The following is a 22,791-nucleotide window of genomic DNA, read 5'->3' on the forward strand; positions in this document are numbered from 1 at the left end:
TCGACTAATTTCTTTTCGTTTAATGATTTAAACGATTTCTGCTTTTTCAATCAAAACATTTTCTACTGGCACATCTTGGAACATGCCGGTACGGGTTGTTTTGACCGATTTGATTTTATCTACAATATCCTTACCTTCTGTCACTGTGCCAAAGACACAGTAGCCCCAGCCATCTTGTCCCGGATAATCCAGAAAACTGTTATTGCCAGTATTAATGAAGAACTGCGCAGAAGCAGAATGAGGGTCGCCAGTACGCGCCATTGCGATGGTGTAATGTTGATTTTTTAAACCATTTTTTGCTTCATTTTCAATCGGAGCATTAGTCGGTTTTTGCTTCATGCCTGGCTCAAAGCCGCCGCCTTGAATCATAAAGCCATCGATAACGCGGTGAAAAATCGTGCCGCTGTAGTGGCCGGACTCGACATAAGCGATAAAGTTAGCGACTGTTTTAGGCGCTTTTTCGGCATCGAGTTCGATTTTGATATTGCCATGATTGGTGGTCAGAATAACGGCCATGATAGTCCTTGATAAGTAAAGATGAAGAGGTTTTATTAGTTAGATACTTGATTGTATATCATTTGATTAGCTTGGCAGATTCTATAATGACAGGACGATTGGGAACGTTTTCCATCATGCCTGAACTACTGGTTTCGACTGCTTTGATTTTATTCACTACGTCCATGCCGCTAATGACTTTGCCAAAAACAGCATAACCGGCGGTGGCTAACAAGGCCTCTGCACGTGGCGCTTTAGTCAGATTGCCTCTGCGGCTAAATTCTACAGGATCACCTTCCGACAATACCTGATGATTTAAAAATTCGTTATCGTTGACGTTAATAAAAAATTGGGCTGTCGCCGAATTAGGATCATTGGTGCGTGCCATAGCGACGGTGCCGACATCATTTTTCCAGCCAGCTTCCAAGGACTGACGTGCTTCTAGCGCGATAGGCTTATTGGTTGATTTTTCTTTCATGTTTTTACCAAAACCGCCACCTTGGATCATGAAGTTATCAATCACACGATGAAAAATCGTGCCATTGTAATGGCCTGCTTTGACATAACGGATAAAATTTTCTACCGTTTTGGGCGCTGCTTCAGGATGTAATTCCAACACAATTTCACCCAAATTCGTTTTTAATGCCACTTTGGGAAAGTCTTGTGCGACGGCGAATGTGGTATTTAAAGCCAGAACGGATCCGGCCAATAAAGATAATAAGGAGAGCGCGCGACGGCGGTTGTATGACATAGTTTTCCTTGGCTGGTTAAACTTGTGCTTCATAGATGATTCTCCACTTAGCAGCTTCTTTGATCCAATACTGACGTTTACGTACGCTACTTTTACTTTTACCTGCAATCGTCTCCTGGGTGAAGGTGCTGACGATTAACTCATCTTTGCCTGGGTAACGGAATTGCGTTACTTCTTTCAGCTTGATAGACAGATGCTGCAAGCCCTCAATCGCTTGTTGCTGCTTTGGAAACCAAACGTTGAGATTGTCGCCCTGCATGGTCTTAAAATTTCTTGAATAATTATTCAGCAGACGATTCGGATTTTGACTTTCTAAATCCGCACGCCAGTCTTCTAACATTTTACTGGCAGATTGTTTCTCTACATTCCATTTTGCTGCCGTCAAAAATTCTAATTGCTCGCTGATGATCACAGGTGTTTTGCCGATGTCAATCATGGCAGCAATTTTTAAAAAATCAGGATTAGTCAAAACAACGCATCCATCAGATGCCATAGGCGGGCGGCTAAAATTTTCTGATGGAACACCATGCAACCAAATGCCTGATCCGCTGCGGCCATTGATTTTATCCCATTCGTTTGGATAGTTAATTGGTAGCGCACCAGGACCATAAAAGTCAGGGAGTTTAGAGCCGGACAGATGACTCGTAATGTAGTACACACCTATCGGCGTCTTTTGATCGCCTTCTTTTGATTTATTGATGCCAAACTTGCCTTGGCTGACATAAAAATCGGTAAGGAATTTGAGTTGTCCATGCTCGTTTTCATACAAATACAGACGTGATTTTTTTGCGTCAACTAGTAAGACTTGTTTTTGATCTTCTCTGAGCTGCAGAATATTTCGTGGCACTAGATTAGGGTCTGGTTTTTCACGAATCGCTTTTAGTCGGACAATCGCCTCGTCACGCAGGTCTTTGAGTTTTTCTGCCGATCCGTTTGAGCTGCCACCAAAGCTATTCACCGGGCGGGTATGCATCAAGAGTAAATCTCCGCGTATCAAATGTCCTAATTGGAAATTTGGATAGGCTTCTACCAGATCATCCGCTTTTAACTGAGCCTCTTGCAAATGATTTGCGGCAAGATTTTTATAGACTTCAATTAATAAAATATCTGGATCAGGCAGGTGCTGAATGGCATCGGCAGACGCTGTTTTCTCATTACGTGACTTAGCATGAAGTAATGATGGCACTGTGAAAAGTGACATCGTTATCAACAATAAAAAACTCAAACAAAAATATTGTCTAGCTTTAAGCAGACGAGAATAAAAAAACACAGCAGAGCGATACATCAGCTACCCGCACGCTCCTGCTTGATGAGCCATTTCCCATCCTGTTTTACCAGCGCTAAGGTTTTGCGACTATTGGCTGTCAGTTGGTCAGAGCTATAAATTTGACGGAATTTTACGGTGGCATTGTTACCATCAATACTGACTTTAGCTGATTCAATCTTGACGTTAATGTGACCTTTGCCCTCAATTCTGGCGCGACGTTCTTCGGCCCAAGCTTTGCGGGTTTCACCTTTGGGAGTATCGAAGTCTTTGGCGTAATGGGCAAGATATGCACTGGTATCTTTACCACTCCATGCTTTTGCCCAGCTTTCTACTACTTTCAAAGCGTCATCCTGATCATTATTTGTTGCGGCAATAACCGGTTTTGCTTCTACTTTTGGATCGGTTTTTGGTGTCGCTTTAGTCTCAACTTTTGCTGTTTTAACCGGGTCTGGCTCTGCTCTGGCCGGAGCGACTTTAGTTGGATTTGCCGCAGCGACGGCAGGCGCGCTGCTTGCTGCTTTAGGGTTGGTGCCGCCTGTCGTATTGCCAATCAGATTTTTGACTAGCGTCAGTTTTAGTTTTGCACCGGTGTTTGCAGAATCAAGTTGCAGGGCTTTGTCGTACGATTGGCTCGCTAATTTCGCGTAGACGTCACCTAAGTTCTCATGCGCTGTGCCATAAGTAGGGTTAGTCCGAATCGCCATTTCTAACGATGCTCTGGCTTTATCGTATTGTCCTGTGGAGGCATACAATACTGCCAGATTATTATAAGGTTCTGGCAACTCAGGGTAATCGTCGGTCAACTTGGAAAATACCGTAATCGCTTCTGATGATTTATTTTGATCAGTCAGAATCAAACCTTTAAGAAAGCGTAATTGCGCGTCTTTAGGGCGTTGGACTAATAATGCGTCCAGTTTTGCAGAGGCCTCTACCGTTTGTCCAGCACGAAACATTTTAGAAATATCCGATGCGTCATCCGCAAAAGATGGCGATGACATCAGCGCCAAAGACAGGCTTGATAACGCAAAAACACTTTTAAAGATGTGGCGCATAGTAAATGGACTTGGTTTCATTAGTGAACAGAGGAACATCGCTTCGGCAATGTTATACTGAGTATAAAGCGACATCTTAACAAAGATGCGCACAAAATGGGTTTTTGACACGTTTTAGCTTTAACAAGTAAACATGCCGACAACGGAGTTTATTTGCTTAATGCCATTGCGCGCAATCATCTTGCAAAACAATTTACACGCAGCTCATGACTAAACAAAAAATATACAACACCCTGACTCGCGAAAAGCAAATCTTCGTCCCGATTGAACCTGGCAAAATTCGTATGTATGTATGCGGTATGACGGTCTATGACTATTGTCATTTAGGGCATGCGCGCGTGATGGTCGTTTTTGATATGGTGCAGCGCTGGTTGAGAAATTCTGGTTTTGATGTGACCTATGTACGGAATATCACGGACATCGACGACAAAATCATCAAACGCGCAGTTGAGAACGGTGAAACAATTTCGCAACTGACCGGTCGTTTTATCGATTATATGAATGAGGATGCTGAGGCCTTGGGTGTGCAGGCACCTGATTATGCGCCGCGGGCAACGCAATATATTCCACAAATGCTCAATTTGATCGGCAAGTTGGAAGCAAATGGTTTGGCGTATAAAGCAACTGATGGTGATGTTAATTATTCTGTTCGTGACTTTGCTGGTTATGGCAAGTTATCGGGTAAGTCATTAGACGATCTGCGCGCTGGTGAAAGAATCGATATTAATACCGGTAAACGTGACCCTTTGGATTTTGTACTTTGGAAGTCCGCTAAAGAAACCGAACCTGAAGAAGTGAAATGGCAATCGCCATGGGGAACGGGACGACCGGGTTGGCATATTGAATGCTCAGCAATGGCAGGTGATTTATTGGGTGAGCAATTTGATATTCATGGTGGCGGGCAAGATTTGCAGTTCCCTCATCATGAAAACGAAATTGCGCAGTCTGAGGGCGCTCATCAGCACACTTTCGTTAATTATTGGATGCATAACGGGTTTGTACGTTTGGACAACGAAAAAATGTCTAAATCGTTGGGTAACTTTTTTACGATACGTGATGTTCTCAAAAAATACGACCCGGAAGTGGTTCGTTTCTTCATATTAAGAGCACATTATCGTAGCCCACTAAATTATTCTGATGCGCATTTGGATGACGCAAAATCAGCTTTGACTCGTTTGTACAATGCTTTAAAAGAAATACCAGGTGACGCATTACCTCTGGATCTGAGTGATGCCTACGCCCAACGTTTTGCTGATGCAATGCTGGATGATTTCAATACACCAATTGCAATCTCTGTCTTGTTTGACTTGGCAAATGACCTGAATAAAACGAAATCCCCTATACTTGCGCGACAATTAAAAGCCTTAGCTGGAACGATAGGCTTGCTACAACGCTCGCCAAGCGAGTATTTGCATGCATCTCCCCAAATTTTGAATGACAACGATATGACCCAGATCCAGTCAAGGATTGATGCGCGTACTGCGGCAAAAATAGCAAAGAATTTTGCGGAATCCGACCGGCTTCGTAACGAACTTTTAGCTGAAGGCATTATTCTTGAGGACAAAGCTGGTGGTTTGACCGAGTGGCGCAGGGCATGAGTGTTATCGAAAAAATAGGTCTTTCATCTAAAGATATGCCGCAAGTACCAGCATATTGGGAGAGTGCAAAAGTTGAGTTGATGAAACGCGATAGAATTATGCGCAAACTGATCCCTCAATTTGGCGATTTGTATCTAATTGGTCGCGACGACCCTTTTACAACCCTCACGCGCTCTATTTTAGCTCAGCAAATTTCGGTAAAATCCGCAGATGCTTTATGGCAACGCTTCCTCGAACTTTGCCCAAAATGTACATATGTACAAGTGTTGAAAGCCGGAAGCGATAAATTGCTTGCCTGCGGCTTGTCCAAACGCAAAACAGAATATATTCTTGACCTTGCTGAGCATTTTAAAGAGAAAAGACTGCACGTCGACAAATGGGCGGAGATGGCCGACGAAGACGTCATTTCGGAGTTAATACAAATTCGGGGCATAGGACGCTGGACAGCAGAGATGTTTTTGATATTTAATCTGCTCCGTCCGAATATTTTGCCTTTGGATGATCCCGGATTACTTAAAGGCATTAGTACTAACTATTTTTCCGGTGAGCCCGTTTCTCGCAGTGATGCAAGAGAGGTGGCTGCAAACTGGGGCACTTGGTGCACGGTGGCAACCTGGTATTTATGGCGCAGCCTTGATCCGGTAGCAGAATAATATTTTAAAGTTAAGAAACAGCGGCTTGGTTTTGACTGATGTTGAGATCAATGTTGTCAATTGGGAGTCACAATGACTAAAACGACATTTCTGGGGTTTGAGCAATCTATTGCAGAGCTCGAAACAAAAATTGAAGAATTGCGCTTTGTGCAAGATGATTCTGCAGTAGATATTTCTGAAGAGATCGACCGGTTATCTAAAAAGAGCCAGATGTTGACCAAAGATATCTATGCAAAACTCACTCCTTGGCAAGTCTCACAAATTTCTCGTCATCCGCAACGTCCTTACACAATGGACTATGTGAACCAGATATTCACTGATTTCCATGAGTTGCACGGCGACCGTAGTTTTGCAGATGATCAGGCGATTGTTGGTGGATTGGCTCGTTTTAACGGGCAATCTTGTATGGTAATCGGGCATCAAAAAGGACGCGACACAAAAGAACGCGCAATGCGTAACTTCGGTATGCCGAAGCCAGAAGGCTACAGAAAAGCCATGCGTCTGATGAAACTGGCTGAGAAATTTAATATTCCCGTATTTACTTTTATCGATACCACCGGTGCCTGGCCTGGGATTGACGCTGAAGAACGCGGACAGTCTGAGGCTATTGGCCACAATTTGTATGTGATGGCAGAGTTAAAAGTGCCACTAATCGCAACTATTATCGGTGAGGGTGGTTCTGGTGGCGCATTGGCACTGGCGGTTGGCGATGCAGTATTGATGCTGCAATATGCAACTTATTCAGTCATTTCGCCTGAGGGCTGCGCTTCTATTTTATGGAAAACTTCTGACCGTGCTGCGGATGCGGCTGAGGCATTAGGTCTTACAGCGCATCGATTAAAAGCGATGGGTTTGATCGATAAAATTATCAATGAGCCTTTAGGTGGCGCGCATCGCGACCCTAAGCAAATGTGTGCTTTCGTAAAGCGTGCATTAGCAGATACTTTGCGTCAATTTCAAGGCGTTAAAACCAAAGATTTATTGGCAGCACGTCATGAAAAATTGATGAGCTATGGTAAGTTCAAGGAAACTAAACTGTCAGAATGACGGCGACCAAAAATGAGCGTACGTTGGCTTATCATTTTGAACGCACGCTTAACGAGATACTTTCAAAAAATGCTTTGTCTTTGCCGGAACAAGGTTTGGCCGTCGCTTATAGCGGCGGTTTAGATTCTTCAGTCTTACTTGCTTTGGCAAATCAGTTTTGCCAGAAACATAAAATCCCACTTTTTGCATTTCATGTACACCATGGTTTAAGCATTAATGCCGATGCTTGGCTCAAACATTGCGCATCGGTTTGTGCTTTGTCAGGTGTTACTTTTGCTGGCGTCAAAGTCATAGTGGATCAGCAAAGCAAGGATGGTATTGAATCCTCTGCACGTGAGGCACGTTATAAAGCGCTAGGTGCTTTATGCCAAGAACGACAACTACCTATTATCCTGACGGCGCATCATCAAGACGATCAGGCCGAAACTGTATTGCTACAGTTATTACGTGGCTCTGGTGTTGCTGGGCTATCCGGGATGGATTTATCTAATAAAGCACCTAAATTATTAGGGTCGGATACCGTCATGTTGGCCAGGCCCTTGCTTGGAGTGACGCGACAAAGCTTGTTGGACTATTCCGATGAAGCAACGATTGCTTATGTCGACGACGAATCTAATGCAGATCAGCGTTATGCCCGAAATGCCTTACGACATCAGGTGATGTCCGTCTTATCGGTGATTTCGCCTGGCTACACTGAACGCTTGGCAAGAAGTGCCTCCCACGCCCAGTCAACAAACCGATTACTGGCGGAATTAGCGCGGCAAGATAGAAGTGTCTGCGAAATAGATGGCGCATTGGATATTAGTTTGTTGCGTAATTACAGCATTGACCGCATCGATAATTTATTGCGATTTTGGCTGGGAGAGCAGGGCGTGTGCATGCCAACTACTGCCAGGCTAACAGAAATGCGACATCAGCTTTTTGATGGGCGAGACGACGCAAAAATTAGTGTCTTTCACGATACGTTGGGGATTCATCGATACAAGAATAAAATTTACGCTTCCCCGAAAGATGTTGTAAAAGGCAGTGAGATAACTCCAATACAATTTAATTGGAATGGCGAGCCCAGCATCCCATTTCTTAGTTACGGTGGAACCTTATATTTTGAAGAGTGTTCTTCGGGAGTTGATCTGATTTGGTTAAAGCAACAAGTTTTGACTATACATCCTCGCCAAGGTGGTGAACGCTTGAAGTTGGCATTTAATCGGCCAACCAGAGATATCAAAAGTCATTACCAAACCTTGAAAATCCCATTTTGGCAACGAGAACGTTTGCCATTTATATCTGCTGGAAGCAAACTCTTGTTTGCTGCTGGTGTCGGCATGGAGTCCGCATTTTTCACAGACGATGCAAACGTAAAAATCTGTATCAAGTGGGAATCTGATGCTAATTAACCGAGCACGTAAAAGAATCATGGTTTTAGAATGAAGCACCAAAATATACGCAGTGTTTATTCTGGTTTATGTTGTCGTCGATGCGTAAATTTAGATGATTATATTTATACTCCAGGTATGTATATTCGGTTGTCCATATAATCATTGAGGTAGCAGCCATTTTTTGGAATTGTTATGGGGAGTATAGTTAGTTTCCTCTAGATTTAATGCGCGAAAGCTATCTAAATTTTCCTGATCTCATCTAATTGATTTAAAAAAATTACGTAGTTTTAAATACTATTGCTATCAATTAGGCAATATTAATAAAAATAATGACGAGTATGAAATGACAAATATGAAGCGACAAATTGTTTTAGATACGGAAACAACAGGACTCAACGCCAGAACTGGCGACAGAGTGATTGAGATTGGTTGTGTAGAATTAATTAACCGCAAGCTAACTGGCAATAATTTTCATCGCTACATTAATCCTGAACGTGACTCGGAAGAGGGCGCGTTAGCCGTTCATGGACTGACAACAGAGTTCTTAAGCGACAAGCCTAAATTTGCAGAAATTGTCCAAGAGTTTTGCGCTTATATTAAAGATGCAGAAGTTGTTATCCATAATGCACCGTTTGACGTCGGTTTTCTTAATGCCGAGTTTCTCCGCCTTAATTTGCCTGTCTTTACCGACTATGTAGAGCAAGTTACTGACACATTAGTGCAGGCAAAGGAGTTGCATCCAGGAAAGCGTAACTCTCTCGATGCCCTCTGTACTCGCTATGACGTTTCTAATTCGCACCGAAAACTCCACGGAGCATTATTAGATGCCGAGTTATTGGCGGATGTGTTCCTGGCGATGTCTCGTGGGCAAAATAGTTTTGCTATAGAGGCTGAAGTGGAAGAAAAAGTGTCTGTGGTAGAGGAGATACTTCCAGACATTCCGCTGCAAGGCGTTATTGTTGTTTGCGCCTCTGATGATGAGCTTGCTGCACATGAGACCTTGTTGGTCGGTTTAGGTAAAGAAGTGCGTGGCCAAAGTATTTGGCATTCAAATAGTCAAACAGCAGAATAAATCTCTGCATTGACTGCAATTTTCAATTGCACATGATTATATTTTCAACTTTTGTCAGTAGTTCATCCTTCCACAATTCCAAATCCATACAAATTAATAATAAAAAATCATTGATTTGTATGGTTTTCGGCATGTTTTGTTGCAAGCAAGCGATTTCTTCCAAAATATTTTTCAATTTTTTACTAAAGTTTTGGATTTTTGCGTCGTTAAACAAACATAGATAAATAAAAAAATATTTTTAATAAACCCTAAAGTTATTGATTTCGGTGCCGTTAATAGTACTAAAGATAGAACAAAGTATATTAATTTTTTACCTAAGTTCTTGATTTAATTGAACAAACTATTTTTTCTAAAAATAATAAAAATCAAAAATTCTTTTTAAATTCTTTCTAAAAGAAATCAAATATAGCTCGTAGGAAAAACTCCTACGAGTTTTTTCTGTTTTTCCTCATCTTAAATACCTCTTCCTGCCTATACTCCGGTATTTTTCTTGCATCCACAATGTATTTCACTGGCAACGAACTCTGTGCCGGGTTAAACAAGATGGAGGGTAGAAAAATGACACCGAACGATATGATGGCTGAAATTCGCGACGCTAACTTAAGTTATCTGATGCTCGCTCAGCAAATGATTCGTGCTGACAAAGCTACTGCGATATTTCGTTTAGGCATAGCGAAAGAAATCGCTGACCTGATTGAAGGGTTGAACAACGCACAAATTCTTAAGCTTGCTGGCTCTAACATGATGCTTGCTCGCTTTAGATTTGAAGACAGTGCCATTTTGTGCATGTTGACAAATTATAATAAAGAACGCGCCTTGGCACATTCTCATGCTGCAATTTTAATGGCTGGACAAGCTGTTGAGGAAATTCATTAAAGAGATTCATTAGTTTCTGACTATTTAATAATTTTTCAACACTGAGGTGATCAAAATGGCTAGCAAAAGCGTAGTAAATGAAGCACACGAAATTCGGTTGGCAATTGATTTAGTCAATCTTGGCGCACGTTTGCAGCTTTTGGAGTCCGAAACGAGTTTGTCTCGTGAGCGATTGTTGAAAATATATAAAGAGCTAAAGGGTGTGTCACCTCCTAAAGGGATGCTGCCTTTTTCTACAGAATGGTTTATTACTTGGCAGCCAAATATCCATTCATCGTTATTTATGAATATTCACAAGTATTTGCATGATCATGCAGATATCAGTGGCATTGAGGCTGTTGTCAAAGCTTATCGACTTTATTTAGAACAAACACCGCCTCAAGCAGGTGATGAGCCAGTGCTGTCATTGACGCGTGCTTGGACCTTGGTGAGGTTTTTTGATGCGAAAATTCTGAAATTCACAAAATGCAACAAATGTGGCGGGCAATTTGTTGCACACACATTGGATTTGCATGATGATTATGCATGTGGTTTATGCCATGTCCCTTCACGAGCAGGCAAGACTAAAAGAGCCCGTGAATTAGACTCAATAGCGATGGTTGCATAATGCAGACGATTTTTCGGAGCCTTTTTGAACCTAAGGTCAAAGCAAACAAACGAAAATGATATTTCTTTGGCGGGTAAGCCATTGCTCCCGCCTGCCTTGCAGTCGTTATTGATACAGATTTTTTCCCTCCTTCTTTGCCTCGTCGTTGCTCTTGTTGTAGGCGTCAGCTTCAAAAAAAATATTCCTCCAATTACCATCATTTTTGCGCAAGCAATTGTCGCCTGTTGTTTTTCATATTGGCGAAAAATGGATTGGTGGTGGTGGATTATTCACTTCCTCTTTCCCCTTGCTGTCTTCGTACTCTTGGCCTTTGATATTCCACGTTATTACTATTTATGTGGTTTTATTTTTTTGGCTTTACTTTTTTGGAGTACGTTTCGCACGCAGGTGCCGTATTACCCATCTAAATCCTCTTTGTTACCGACATTATTTGAGTTATTGCCAGACAGACCTGTCCATTTTGTTGATGTTGGCAGTGGGCTGGGCGGCTTGGTTCTCAAATTGGCGCAAGTAAGACGGGACAGTTTTTTTTATGGTGTTGAAATCGCGCCATTGCCTTGGTTTATCAGTTATTTAAGAGCGAAATTTAATCGAGCCAAAGTTGAGTTTTTATTCTGTAGCTACGAGAGAATTGATTTGAACCAATTCGATGTTGTATTTGCTTATCTTTCGCCTGCTGCAATGCCATCGTTATGGGAGAAAGTGCGGAAAGAAATGACGCCAGGGTCATTACTGCTTAGCTATGAATTTATAGTGCCGAATGTTGCTCCCGACTTGTGTATAAATAAAAATCCTAATGATCCAACACTATATGTATGGCGCATATAATAGTAATCATGTAATGTATTCCTCAGGCAATACTCAATTGCTTTTAAGCTTCAAGAGAATAGTGCAGAGCTGCTAAGAATAAAATATTTGGCTTAGCCAAGAGCTTGAAGTAGTGAGAAATAAACGTCTCTTTATGTAAATTTTTCGTACCTTTTGCGTTATTGTTGTTTGAACTTTGATTGTGATTGGCTATGGTACTCCTAGGTAGTATATTTTATTGTCCAGGTAATACTTGGACAGTAAGGTGTTTTTAATAAAAATAATGGGGAGTATATTGAATTTACGTATATTCTATTCCCGTAAAAAGCAGCGAAGCGTTGTCTCTTATTTTTGTTGATAGATTCGGTTTTTTGCAATTGTTTCCTGTAACTCTTAATTGATCAAATTGATGTGATGATTAATTCACTGATTAATTTCCACGCTTATATTTGGTTCTTTTCTCATAAGGAGTCTGGCTCGTGCTAGTCATCGTTGGCTATATAGTTGTGATGGGGTCAGTGTTCGGTGGATTTGTTATGTCCGGCGGACATATCGCCGTCTTATTTCAGCCACTCGAATTGCTGATGATCGGTGGTGCCGCCGTTGGGGCTTCCTTGGTCGGCAATAACGGTAAAACCCTGAAGGCATCTTTAAAAGCAATTCCTGGTGTATTAAAAGGCTCCAAATACACCAGAGCCTTGTATATGGAATTGATGACCATGCTGTTTGATGTGCTGACAAAAATACGTAAAGAGGGCTTAATGTCAATTGAGGGTGATATTGAAAAGCCGGAAGAGAGTCCTCTTTTTAGCAAGTATCCACTCGTTGCCTCTGACCATCACTTAATGGAATTCATTGCGGATTATTTACGGTTGATGGTGTCCGGAAATATGGATGCATTTCAGATCGAAAATCTGATGGATAACGAGCTGGAAACGCATCACCATGAAGGTGCGGCACCGGCACATTTTATTGCTAAGTTAGGTGATGGTTTGCCTGCTTTTGGTATTGTTGCTGCGGTGATGGGCGTGGTGCATACAATGGAGTCAGTTGGTATCCCGCCAGCAGAGCTCGGTATATTGATTGCACATGCGCTGGTTGGAACATTCTTAGGTATTTTGCTCGCTTATGGTTTCGTTGGGCCGTTGGCTGGTTTGATGGAGCAACAATTGGACGAGTCCTCTAAAACCTTTCAATGCATAAAAGTAACTTTATTAGCTAGCTTAAACGGATACGCTCCGGCGCTTGCTGTTGAGTTTGGACGTAAGGTTTTGTACTCGACGGAGCGACCTACATTTAGTGAGCTGGAAGAACACATTAAGCAATCTAAATCTAAGTAGATAGTCTGATCAGGAATGCATAATGGCTAATGAGGAACTAAGACCGATTATCGTCAAGCGAATAAAAAAAGTCGCTGGCGGGCATCATGGCGGAGCATGGAAAATTGCCTATGCTGACTTTGTTACCGCGATGATGGCATTTTTTCTGTTGATGTGGTTGCTTGGTTCAACAGCAAAAGGTAATCTGAATGGGATTGCGGAGTATTTTCAAACTCCCCTGAAGGTCGCCATGGCCGGCGGTGATGGTAGTGGCGACAGCTCTAGTGTCATTAAAGGTGGTGGTAAAGATCTCACTTTGCGCGACGGCCAAAATAAAAAAGGCGATGTTGAGGCGCAAAAAAAGAGCTACAACCTTCAAGCTGCAGAGGCCGCATTGGCAAAAGCAGATGCCGAGCGTCTTAAAGTCTTGAAGGGCAAAATTGAGACGGCAATCGAATCGAATGCGATACTAAAGCAATATAAAAAGCAGCTATTGTTAGATATTACGACCGACGGTTTGCGTATCCAGATGGTTGACGAGCAAAACAGACCGATGTTTGCCTCTGCAAAAGCTGATTTGCAACCCTATACAAGAGAAATTCTGCATGAGATTGGTAAGGCATTAAACGATGTGCCAAACAGAATCAGTTTGTCTGGGCATACCGATGCCGCACCTTATGGCAGTGGCGAGAAGGGATATAGTAATTGGGAGCTGTCTGCTGACAGAGCAAACGCGTCTCGTCGTGAACTGATTTACGGCGGTATGGATGAAACTAAGGTCCTAAGGGTCGTCGGTTTATCATCATCGGTTTTGTTTGATAAAGAAGATCCTCTTAATCCGATTAATAGACGCATAAGTATCATCGTTATGAATAAAAAAGCTGAACAATCTGCTTCACAAGATGGTGGTTCAATTGAACTGACAAATCCTTCTGAGCCCTCAGCTGAAGTTCCTGTCAAAGTGGTGCAATAGTTACACGGGCATAATCGGATCAGATGAATAGAAAATTGGGATGCTGAATATGTCAAAAAAGAAAGTATTAGGGTCTCATGTAAAAGAGCTCTTGTCTGGCGTCTCAAGTCATGGGAACGAGCATCTGCTCGAAGTAGAGACTGATCTAGTTCAAACTACTATTCTGCTCGCTGAGGCGATCGAAAAACTAGGGGCGAGTTTTTTGGCCTTGCATGCAGCCATCACCAGTCAGCAAGAAGAAATTGACCTAGTTATTTCTTCTGGCGCCGCGCCAGTTGCCAGTATTGATCGACTTAAAGCAATACAAGTTGACATTGCCGTCCATATTAATGCTGCTGTTACTAGCCTTCAATTCCAGGATCTTACTAGCCAGCTTATTTCCCGAACTGTTCAACGCAGTGCCGGTTTGCGAGAGGTTTTGAGTAATCTCGGTTTGGTTGGCGATGGCATTCCGCTTGATAGTGAAACGGATGAAATAGCGTTATTGCTCAAAGATATAACTCAGCGTTTAGAAAAACAAAGCATTGAATTAAAAAGTTTATTGCGTAAAGCTGTAAATCAAAAACATTTAGATAGTGGTGACATTGAGTTATTTTAACTACTCAATGATGATGGGATGCGTGTCCCTTTAATCTGTATAACGGAGTGATGATGGCCAAGACAATTTTAGCAGTGGATGATTCTGGTTCTTTAAGACAAATGGTGGCGTTTAGTCTCAAAGCAGCTGGTTATCTAGTTATTGAGGCGGTCGATGGGCAAGATGGTTTAGAGAAAGCGAGAAATCAAGTAGTTGATCTCGTTTTAACTGATCAAAATATGCCAAGAATGGATGGCTTAACCTTGATTAAGTCCTTGCGTGCTCTGCCAACCTATCAGCGAGTACCCATCCTTATGTTGACTACGGAGTCGAGTGACGATATGAAGGCAAAAGGTCGAGCTGCCGGTGCAAACGGTTGGTTGGTAAAGCCTTTTGATCCTCAGAAGTTAACTGAGGTCGTTAAAAAAGTCATTGGATAAACCTCCTTTGAGACTACTTTTTTAATGCGAGCCAATCACGGAGTACGACAATGACGATTGACATGAGTCAGTTTTTTCAAGTTTTTTTCGACGAGGCAGAAGAGCTGCTTGCGGAGAAAGAAAAACTATTGCTGGCCGTCGATATTTCCTCCCCCGATCCTGAGGATCTGAATGCCATATTTCGTGCAGCACACTCCATCAAAGGTGGCGCCTCTACGTTTGGCTTAACTGATATGACTGAAGTGACACATATACTTGAGTCACTTTTAGATAAGATCAGAAAAGGGGAGATGGCCTTAACATCTGAACATGTCGACGCTTTTTTGATTGCAAAAGATATCTTAAAAATGCAATTGGATGGACATAAGCATGGCAGCCCAGTGGATCAGGATGCCGTAGCAGATGTCAGAATGTTGCTGCAATCTTTGTCGCAAGACGCTGTACCCATTGCTGCGCCAGTTGCTAGTTTTGCGGATAGATCGAGAGATGTAGACCACGAGAACGTAATTTACACGTCTTGTTTTCGGGTAGAGCTACCTCCGATATCTGCCGATGACATTAAAGCTATCGTGTCTGAATTAGGTTTACTCGGATTTATTAGCAAAGAGGAAGTTGAAAAAGGTCGTACGGTCGTTACGTTGAACACCAACGAAAGTCAGGACGACATTGTTGCAATATGTTCTTTTATCTTGAACCCTGATGATTTAAAAATTACTAGAACCGATTTTGTTTCAGCTAAAGCTAGTTCAAAAAATAATCAATCTGACGACGATTTAGGTTATGGCTTTTTCGAGCCTATTGAATCAATGTTTCCTCCTCTGGCGGGTGGTGAACAAGCGCCGGCAGCTACTAATAAAGAGCCTGTATCCGGTTCTAATCTTGTCGGTGCCGATAAGAAAAATTTAGTTAAGAAAGAAGTTGAAAAAGCATCGGTATCTCAGGAGTCGTCGACGATCAGGGTTGGTATTGAAAAAGTGGATCAGCTGATCAATTTGATCGGTGAGCTAGTGATTACGCAAGCGATGTTGGAGCAACGCACCCAAGTACTGGATCCTATTGAGCACGAGCGCTTAGTTAGTAGCGTGGCACATCTGACCAGAAATACGCGTGATCTGCAAGAGGCAGTGATGTCTATACGCATGATGCCTATGGACTATGTTTTTTCCCGTTTCCCGCGAATGGTGCGTGACTTAGCGAGCAAACTAGGTAAGAAAGTTGAGTTCGTCACTTATGGTGCCTCTACAGAATTAGACAAAGGATTGATCGAAAGAATCGTTGATCCCTTAACTCATCTGGTCAGAAATAGCATTGATCATGGTATTGAGATGCCAGCGTCCAGGCTAAAGGCGGGTAAACACGAGGCCGGTAAGTTATCGTTATCTGCAGTTCACCAAGGCGGTAATATTGTCATCGAAGTTAGTGATGATGGCGGTGGATTGCACCGTGAAAAAATACTCGCTAAAGCCAAGCAAAATGGTTTGCCCGTATCTGATGCTATGTCTGACAGCGAAGTTTGGTTGCTTATTTTTGCGCCAGGATTTTCAACTGCGGAGGCCGTTACCGATGTTTCTGGGCGTGGTGTTGGTATGGACGTGGTTAAACGCAATATTACTGCCATGGGCGGCGTGGTCGATATTCGATCAGCTAAAGGATTTGGTACGACCATCACTATCTCGTTGCCGCTGACACTGGCAATCTTAGATGGCATGTCGATTAAGGTTGGTGAGGAAGTTTATATACTACCTCTTGGCTTTGTGATGGAGTCATTGCAGCCTGCGATGCAAGATATCAAAGAAATTAGTGGTAAGGGGCGAGTAGTTAAAGTGCGTGGAGAATACTTACCTTTAATTCCTCTATATGAATGTTTTGATATCCAACCTAAATTTACACAGCCTTCTGATGGTATTGCTGTAATCGTAGAAGTTGATGGGAAAAAAGCAGCGCTATTTGTTGATGATTTAGTAGGGCAGCAGCAGGTAGTCGTTAAAAATATTGAATCCAATTATCGTAAAATCCCAGGAATTTCTGGTGCTACTATTTTGGGTGATGGTGGCGTATCTTTGATTCTTGATGTTGCTGCTTTATTGAGATCAGCTAGGTAGTTTTAGTATTTACAGTTAATAACAAGGGGTAGAAATATGATGCAGTCTGCGCAAACATCTGACAATAAAGATGCCAAACTCGATGCTTCGGGATCAGATATAGCTACACACGAATTTTTAGCGTTTACTCTCGGCAACGAGGAATACGGAATTGATATTCTGAAGGTTCAGGAAATTCGTGGATACGAGGCCGTAACACGTATTGCTAACGCACCAAATTTTCTTAAAGGTGTTATCAATCTGCGCGGAATTATCGTTCCGGTTGTTGATATGCGGATTAAATTTAATTTGGGTGAGCCAACTTACGATCAGTTCACGGTCGTTATTATTTTAAATATTGGCGGACGTATTGTCGGTATGGTTGTTGATAGTGTCTCCGATGTGACAACTTTGTTGCCAGAGCAAGTACGACCGGCACCAGAGATGGGAACAACATTTAGTTCAGATTTTCTGATTGGTTTAGGCACCTTAGAAGAGCGCATGCTCATTTTGGTCGACATCGATAAATTAATGTCGAGTCCAGAAATGGGGCTTGTTGATTCTCAAGTTTAGAAGTGTAGACGTGTAATTAAGCACGGTATTTTTGTCTAGTTGCAACAAGTGTCTGTAAAAATTAAACCTAAAAAATTGAGAGACTCGGGCTATGAATTTACGTCATTTTCGAATTGGTGCAAGACTAGGTATAGGTTTTGGCTTCATTATCGGCGGACTGATTATTGTATTGATATTGGCTAGTCTTTTATCTTCACAAAACAGAAATACCATGATTCAAGGCTTAAATACAGCTAGCCAAAAGCAGGCCTTGGTTAATTCTATGAAAAGCTCTTTGCTCGAGGGTGGTATTGCGATGCGAAATATTGGCATTCAATCCGATGCCTCAGAGATGCAGAAAGAAGATGCCAAAGTAAAACTGCAACGCAAACGCTACGACGACGCAAAGGATAAACTTTCAAAGCTTGGGTTGAATGATGATGAGAAGAAAATTCTTGCAGAGATTGCGAGAATTGATCAGGAAATAGACAAACCGTTTAAAGACGCTGTCGGTCAGGCTCTAGCGTTTAATGCTGAAGGCGCAATTAAAATTATCTCCTCGGTTATCGATCCATTAAGTACTAAATCTATCTTGGAAATGAACAAGTTAGTTGATCTGCAGGAGTCTGCATCAAAGCAGGTATTTGAAATCTCAGGTGCCAACAGTACCAAACTAAATTTTTGGTTGTTCGTTGTATTAGCTGGCGCGTTGGTCATTGCTGTGTTTTTTGCATGGATTATTACTAAGAGTATTACGCAGCCTTTAAAAGAAGCTATTTCTGTTACTGAACAGGTCGCATCTGGTGATTTATCTGCCCATGTTAGTGTGAGTGGTAAAGACGAAGTTTCATCTCTTTTATTCGCTTTAAAAGAGATGACAGAAAGTTTGGCTAATACTGTTGGTCAAGTACGAACTGGCACAGAAACGATCACAGTCGCATCCCAAGAGATTGCCTCAGGCAACGCCGATCTCTCCAGCAGAACAGAATCCCAAGCCAGCTCGCTAGAAGAAACTGCCAGCTCCATGGAAGAGCTCACCAGCACCGTCAGACAAAATGCCGATAACGCCCGGCAAGCCAATCAACTCGTTGTCTCCGCCACTGGTGTTGCCGTCAAAGGTGGTGCTGTTGTCAATCAAGTCGTTAGCACCATGGGCTCGATTAAAGAAAGCTCCCGCAAGATTGTCGACATTATCAGCGTCATCGACAGTATTGCCTTCCAGACCAACATCCTCGCCCTCAATGCCGCAGTAGAAGCTGCCAGAGCCGGAGAGCAAGGAAGAGGATTTGCCGTTGTTGCCTCAGAGGTGCGTAATCTCGCCCAACGCAGTGCCAGCGCCGCCAAAGAAATCAAATCTCTGATCGATGACTCGGTCGACAAAGTCAATCAAGGTGGCAAACTGGTAGACGAAGCAGGCAAAACCATGGACGAGATTGTCACCAGCGTCCAGCATGTCGCCGACATCATGAGTGAGATCACCGCCGCCAGCCAAGAGCAAAGTGCAGGGATAGAACAAGTCAATCTAGCGATTACGCAGATGGACGAAATGACGCAACAAAATGCAGCGTTAGTAGAGCAGGCAGCAGCGGCAGCAGAGAGTATGGAGGAGCAGGCGCAGGCCTTGGCGCAGGCAGTTAGCGTATTTAAACTCGTATCAGCGAGTAACGCTCCCCCGGCAAAATCAATGCGAGTGAATCCTGTGGTTCAGAAAAAAGACCTTAAGCCAAAATTAAAACAAATTGCCTCTCGGGCAGAGCCTTCCGTATCAACTGGCAAAAGTGCAAAAAAGGAGAATACGGATGACTGGGAGGAGTTTTAATTTAGTATTTAATAATGACTAAAATGATTAAATTTACTTTTTTTGTTATATCGAATTTTGGTTAATCATAAAAATTAAAACACTTAAGCATCAAAGTGCAAATTTAATCTGATTAACTACCCTAGGCAGGTATATGCATATTTTTCTGAAATTAACTTAATCTAAGATGATGAGTTAATCAATATGCTTAATATTAAGGATAATTTAATGACCAAGTCTGCTGAAAAGGGTAAGAGCGAGACCTCAAAGGAATTTGACTTTAATGCAAAAGACTTTAATCGCGTCAGAGACTTGATTTATCAAAAGGCTGGAATTTCTCTTGCTGATAGTAAACAAGAGATGGTTTACAGCCGCTTAGCTCGTCGTCTTCGGGCAACAGGAATGAACTCGTTTTCTATTTACCTAGATAGCTTGGAGACCGATAATTCTGAAGCTGAGTGGGAGGCTTTTACTAACGCGCTTACTACCAATCTGACCTCTTTTTTTCGGGAGGAGCATCACTTTCCCTTACTTGCCGAACACGTTAAAAAAATAAAAGAACCAATTAATGTCTGGTGTTCTGCTAGCTCTACTGGCGAGGAGCCTTATTCAATCGCAATGACCTTGTGTGAGGCATTTGGTACCCTGAAGCCTCCGGTGCATATTACCGCAACCGACATAGATACCAACGTATTAGCTACCGCCTCAAGAGGAGTCTACAACCTTGATCGCTTGGATAAGATGTCGCCAGATAGAGCGAAGAAATTTTTCCTACGAGGGAAGGGCGCGCAAGATGGATTGGTTAGAGTTAGGCCGGAGTTAAGAGATTTAATCACTTTTAAACAGCTGAATCTGTTAGCAGATGTTTGGCCAATTAATGGTGTTTTTGATGCTATTTTTTGTCGCAATGTGATGATCTACTTCGATAAGCCGACCCAAGGTGCAATTCTAAAAAAATTCGTCCCATTAATGAAATCAGATGGTTTACTCTTTGCTGGACATTCTGAGAATTTTTTGTACGTATCTGATGACTTCAAACTTAGAGGCAAAACAGTCTACGAGCTGGCAAGTGAACATGAAGTACGTAGTAAAGCAGTTTCGCGCCATTCGAACAAAGGTTAAGCCATGAGCCAGTTAAGTGAAGAGCATTTCGCTACGAATATTTATTACGACCGCACCTTTGATTGTGACGCTGCAAAAATTTTGCCTGGTGAGTTTTATTTCACAGGAAAAGATATGTTGATTGTTACCGTTCTTGGTTCTTGCGTCTCCGCTTGCATAAGGGATCGTGTTTCTGGTGTCGGAGGGATGAATCATTTCATGCTGCCAGATGGCGGAGCAGATTCTGATAATCCTGTTTCTGCATCAATGCGCTACGGTACCTATGCAATGGAAGTTCTGATCAATGAATTATTAAAAGCGGGTGCTAAACGCGAAAACATGGAGGCCAAAGTATTTGGCGGGGGTAATGTGTTGCGAGGGTTTACTGCGATCAATGTTGGTGAAAGAAACGCGAAATTTGTGCTCGATTATTTGCGCGCTGAGCGAATGCGTGTCATTGCTGAGGACTTAAACGACATCTACCCTCGCAAAGTATATTTTTTTCCAAAGACAGGTAAGGTTCTTGTGAAGAAACTCAAAGTTGAACACAATGATACGCTGAGGAAACGCGAAAATGATTACGCCAGTCGACTCAAAGCCACACCTGTTAGTGGTGAAATTGATTTGTTTTAAGCAAAAATAATAAGAGACTGTTGTACGCGCGGAGTATGTGATGAAAATTAAAGTATTGATTGTGGATGATTCGGCGCTAATACGGAGCGTTCTCAGTGAGATCATTAGCAGACAGCCCGATATGGAAGTCGTTGGCGTCGCGCCCGATCCGTTGGTCGCCAGGGATTTGATCAAGCAAACAAATCCAGATGTTTTGACGCTTGATGTTGAAATGCCAAAGATGGATGGGCTGGATTTTTTAGAAAAACTTATGCGCCTCAGGCCGATGCCAGTCATTATGGTTTCGTCTTTGACTGAGCGTGGATCTGAAATCACCATGCGAGCGCTAGAACTGGGCGCCGTCGATTTTGTTACCAAACCAAAGCTATCGATTCAAAGCGGTATGTTGGAATATGCAGAACTGATTGCCGATAAAATTCGTGCTGCTTCAAAGGCTCGAATTCGACCACGGGCAGTTCATGCAAGTGATTTGAATAAAGGCGAGTTAACTGCACTGCCAATGGTGAAAAATCCGCTGACCAGTAGTGAAAAACTCATCATCATTGGCGCTTCTACTGGTGGAACAGAAGCGATCAAGAATTTTTTAGTTCAAATGCCCTCAGATTGCCCGGGGATTTTAATCACTCAACATATGCCTGAGGGTTTTACTCGCTCTTTTGCTAAAAGATTAGACGGGCTTTGTAAAATTTCAGTTAGTGAGGCCGCTGGTGGCGAGCGTGTATTGCCAGGTCATGCTTATATTGCGCCTGGTCATTCACATTTGCTCTTGGCCAGGAGTGGTGCAAATTATGTGACCCAGCTAGATGCCGGGCCGGCAGTAAACCGACATCGTCCCTCTGTAGATGTTTTGTTTCGCTCGGCGGCTACCTATGCCGGTAAGAATGCAGTTGGCGTTATTCTGACCGGAATGGGCAAGGATGGTGCGGTCGGTATGTTGGAGATGAAAAACGCAGGCGCCTATAATTTTGCCCAAGACGAAGCAACTTGTGTAGTATTTGGAATGCCTCGTGAAGCAATCGCAATCGGTGCAACACATGAAGTTGGCCCCTTAAATGAGTTGCCAACCAAGGTTTTGCATTATCTTGCGTTACACGGTAGTCGAGCCTTGCGCGTTTAAGTGAGCAAAATTTATATTCTTGTGGATTTTGCTCACCACTTTGTATTAATTTGACCGATAATGTTTACAACTATCCTTAAAGAAATAATGGAGTAATTTATGGCCGATCAGAATCTCAAATTTTTAGTTGTTGATGACTTTTCAACGATGCGCCGTATTGTACGTAATTTGCTTAAAGAGCTTGGTTACTCTAATGTCGATGAGGCAGAGGATGGTGCCATGGGATTAGCCAAATTGAAAAGTGGCGATTTCGATTTCGTGATTTCTGACTGGAATATGCCTAACATGGATGGGTTGACGATGTTGCAACACATTCGTGCTGATCCAGCGCTGGCTAAGTTGCCAGTATTAATGGTGACCGCCGAGGCGAAAAAAGAAAATATTATTGCGGCTGCTCAAGCAGGTGCAAATGGTTATGTTGTGAAACCATTTACAGCAGCGACTCTCGATGAGAAGTTATCGAAAATTTTTGAAAAATTAGGAAAAACTGCATAGCTGAACTTGTATTTATTAAGGAGTAAATATGAGTACAGATATGCACGAAATTATTCCACAAGATGAGCTCTTTACCAGAGCCGGGATATGACTAGGCTGTTGCA

At 42.5% G+C, this 22,791-nt stretch carries 23 protein-coding genes; 19 read left to right on the forward strand and 4 right to left on the reverse strand.

From position 1 onward, the window contains the following. Positions 1–27: 27 nt before the first annotated feature. The 4 genes from AAKU64_RS02290 to AAKU64_RS02305 form a co-directional block, all read right to left on the reverse strand. On the reverse strand, positions 28–516 hold the full coding sequence (locus tag AAKU64_RS02290) for a peptidylprolyl isomerase (RefSeq protein ID WP_354330547.1): 489 nt from the start codon (positions 514–516) through the stop codon (positions 28–30). 58 nt (positions 517–574) lie between these two features. Then, on the reverse strand, positions 575–1,246 hold the full coding sequence (locus AAKU64_RS02295; RefSeq protein ID WP_354361295.1) for a peptidylprolyl isomerase: 672 nt from the start codon (positions 1,244–1,246) through the stop codon (positions 575–577). Positions 1,247–1,262: 16 nt separating this feature from the next. Further along, complete coding sequence (locus AAKU64_RS02300) at positions 1,263–2,447, reverse strand: L,D-transpeptidase family protein (RefSeq protein WP_354361297.1); 1,185 nt, start codon at positions 2,445–2,447, stop codon at positions 1,263–1,265. Positions 2,448–2,530: 83 nt separating this feature from the next. Continuing rightward, positions 2,531–3,565 carry a L,D-transpeptidase Cds6 family protein gene (locus AAKU64_RS02305; protein WP_354330541.1) on the reverse strand — a complete coding sequence of 345 codons (1,035 nt, stop codon included), beginning with the start codon at positions 3,563–3,565 and terminating at the stop codon, positions 2,531–2,533. A gap of 206 nt (positions 3,566–3,771) precedes the next feature. Here AAKU64_RS02305 and cysS point away from each other — a divergent pair, with 206 nt between their 5' ends. The 19 genes from cysS to cheY all read left to right on the forward strand — a co-directional run bounded on the left by cysS (position 3,772) and on the right by cheY (position 22,687). Next, complete coding sequence (gene cysS / locus AAKU64_RS02310; RefSeq protein ID WP_354330539.1) at positions 3,772–5,163, forward strand: cysteine--tRNA ligase; 1,392 nt, start codon at positions 3,772–3,774, stop codon at positions 5,161–5,163. Then, a complete protein-coding gene (locus AAKU64_RS02315) occupies positions 5,160–5,816 on the forward strand; it encodes a DNA-3-methyladenine glycosylase family protein (protein WP_354330625.1) in 657 nt (218 codons plus the stop codon). Before cysS ends, AAKU64_RS02315 begins: the two co-directional genes overlap by 4 nt. A 72-nt stretch (positions 5,817–5,888) precedes the next feature. Further along, on the forward strand, positions 5,889–6,863 hold the full coding sequence (locus AAKU64_RS02320; protein ID WP_322119064.1) for an acetyl-CoA carboxylase carboxyltransferase subunit alpha: 975 nt from the start codon (positions 5,889–5,891) through the stop codon (positions 6,861–6,863). Further along, the gene (tilS, locus tag AAKU64_RS02325) at positions 6,860–8,257 is read left to right on the forward strand and encodes a tRNA lysidine(34) synthetase TilS (RefSeq protein WP_354361299.1); all 1,398 of its coding nucleotides are present in this window, start codon (positions 6,860–6,862) and stop codon (positions 8,255–8,257) included. The genes AAKU64_RS02320 and tilS overlap by 4 nt, the downstream gene beginning before the upstream one ends. 325 nt (positions 8,258–8,582) lie before the next feature. Then, on the forward strand, positions 8,583–9,311 hold the full coding sequence (gene dnaQ, locus AAKU64_RS02330; RefSeq protein ID WP_354330535.1) for a DNA polymerase III subunit epsilon: 729 nt from the start codon (positions 8,583–8,585) through the stop codon (positions 9,309–9,311). 558 nt (positions 9,312–9,869) lie between these two features. Further along, positions 9,870–10,187, forward strand: a complete 318-nt coding sequence (flhD, locus tag AAKU64_RS02335) for a flagellar transcriptional regulator FlhD (protein ID WP_262836001.1) — start codon at positions 9,870–9,872, stop codon at positions 10,185–10,187. Positions 10,188–10,242: 55 nt separating this feature from the next. Next, positions 10,243–10,794 carry a flagellar transcriptional regulator FlhC gene (flhC, locus tag AAKU64_RS02340; RefSeq protein ID WP_322119061.1) on the forward strand — a complete coding sequence of 184 codons (552 nt, stop codon included), beginning with the start codon at positions 10,243–10,245 and terminating at the stop codon, positions 10,792–10,794. Positions 10,795–10,818: 24 nt separating this feature from the next. Beyond that, entirely contained in the window at positions 10,819–11,622 is an 804-nt protein-coding gene (locus AAKU64_RS02345) for a class I SAM-dependent methyltransferase (protein ID WP_354361301.1), read from the forward strand. A 458-nt stretch (positions 11,623–12,080) separates the two neighbouring features. Then, on the forward strand, positions 12,081–12,941 hold the full coding sequence (motA, locus tag AAKU64_RS02350) for a flagellar motor stator protein MotA (RefSeq protein ID WP_322119059.1): 861 nt from the start codon (positions 12,081–12,083) through the stop codon (positions 12,939–12,941). Between the two features lie 22 nt (positions 12,942–12,963). Next, the gene (motB, locus tag AAKU64_RS02355) at positions 12,964–13,893 is read left to right on the forward strand and encodes a flagellar motor protein MotB (protein ID WP_322119058.1); all 930 of its coding nucleotides are present in this window, start codon (positions 12,964–12,966) and stop codon (positions 13,891–13,893) included. A gap of 49 nt (positions 13,894–13,942) precedes the next feature. Further along, positions 13,943–14,491: a chemotaxis protein gene (locus AAKU64_RS02360; protein ID WP_354330530.1), complete on the forward strand. Its 549-nt coding sequence runs from the start codon at positions 13,943–13,945 to the stop codon at positions 14,489–14,491. 53 nt (positions 14,492–14,544) lie between these two features. Continuing rightward, positions 14,545–14,910, forward strand: a complete 366-nt coding sequence (locus AAKU64_RS02365) for a response regulator (RefSeq protein WP_322119056.1) — start codon at positions 14,545–14,547, stop codon at positions 14,908–14,910. 50 nt (positions 14,911–14,960) lie between these two features. Further along, complete coding sequence (gene cheA / locus AAKU64_RS02370; protein ID WP_354361303.1) at positions 14,961–17,012, forward strand: chemotaxis protein CheA; 2,052 nt, start codon at positions 14,961–14,963, stop codon at positions 17,010–17,012. Positions 17,013–17,051: 39 nt separating this feature from the next. After that, complete coding sequence (locus AAKU64_RS02375; protein WP_322119054.1) at positions 17,052–17,564, forward strand: chemotaxis protein CheW; 513 nt, start codon at positions 17,052–17,054, stop codon at positions 17,562–17,564. Positions 17,565–17,655: 91 nt separating this feature from the next. Continuing rightward, entirely contained in the window at positions 17,656–19,362 is a 1,707-nt protein-coding gene (locus AAKU64_RS02380; protein WP_354361305.1) for a methyl-accepting chemotaxis protein, read from the forward strand. 207 nt (positions 19,363–19,569) lie between these two features. After that, a complete protein-coding gene (locus AAKU64_RS02385) occupies positions 19,570–20,463 on the forward strand; it encodes a CheR family methyltransferase (protein WP_354330524.1) in 894 nt (297 codons plus the stop codon). A 3-nt stretch (positions 20,464–20,466) separates the two neighbouring features. Continuing rightward, a complete protein-coding gene (gene cheD, locus AAKU64_RS02390; protein WP_322119051.1) occupies positions 20,467–21,075 on the forward strand; it encodes a chemoreceptor glutamine deamidase CheD in 609 nt (202 codons plus the stop codon). Between the two features lie 40 nt (positions 21,076–21,115). Beyond that, complete coding sequence (locus AAKU64_RS02395; RefSeq protein ID WP_354330522.1) at positions 21,116–22,192, forward strand: protein-glutamate methylesterase/protein-glutamine glutaminase; 1,077 nt, start codon at positions 21,116–21,118, stop codon at positions 22,190–22,192. Positions 22,193–22,291: 99 nt separating this feature from the next. Next, a complete protein-coding gene (gene cheY / locus AAKU64_RS02400; protein ID WP_354330520.1) occupies positions 22,292–22,687 on the forward strand; it encodes a chemotaxis response regulator CheY in 396 nt (131 codons plus the stop codon). Positions 22,688–22,791 lie beyond the last annotated feature (104 nt).

The sequence above is a fragment of the Undibacterium sp. GrIS 1.8 genome (assembly GCF_040544445.1).
In the GTDB taxonomy this organism is placed as follows: domain Bacteria; phylum Pseudomonadota; class Gammaproteobacteria; order Burkholderiales; family Burkholderiaceae_D; genus Undibacterium.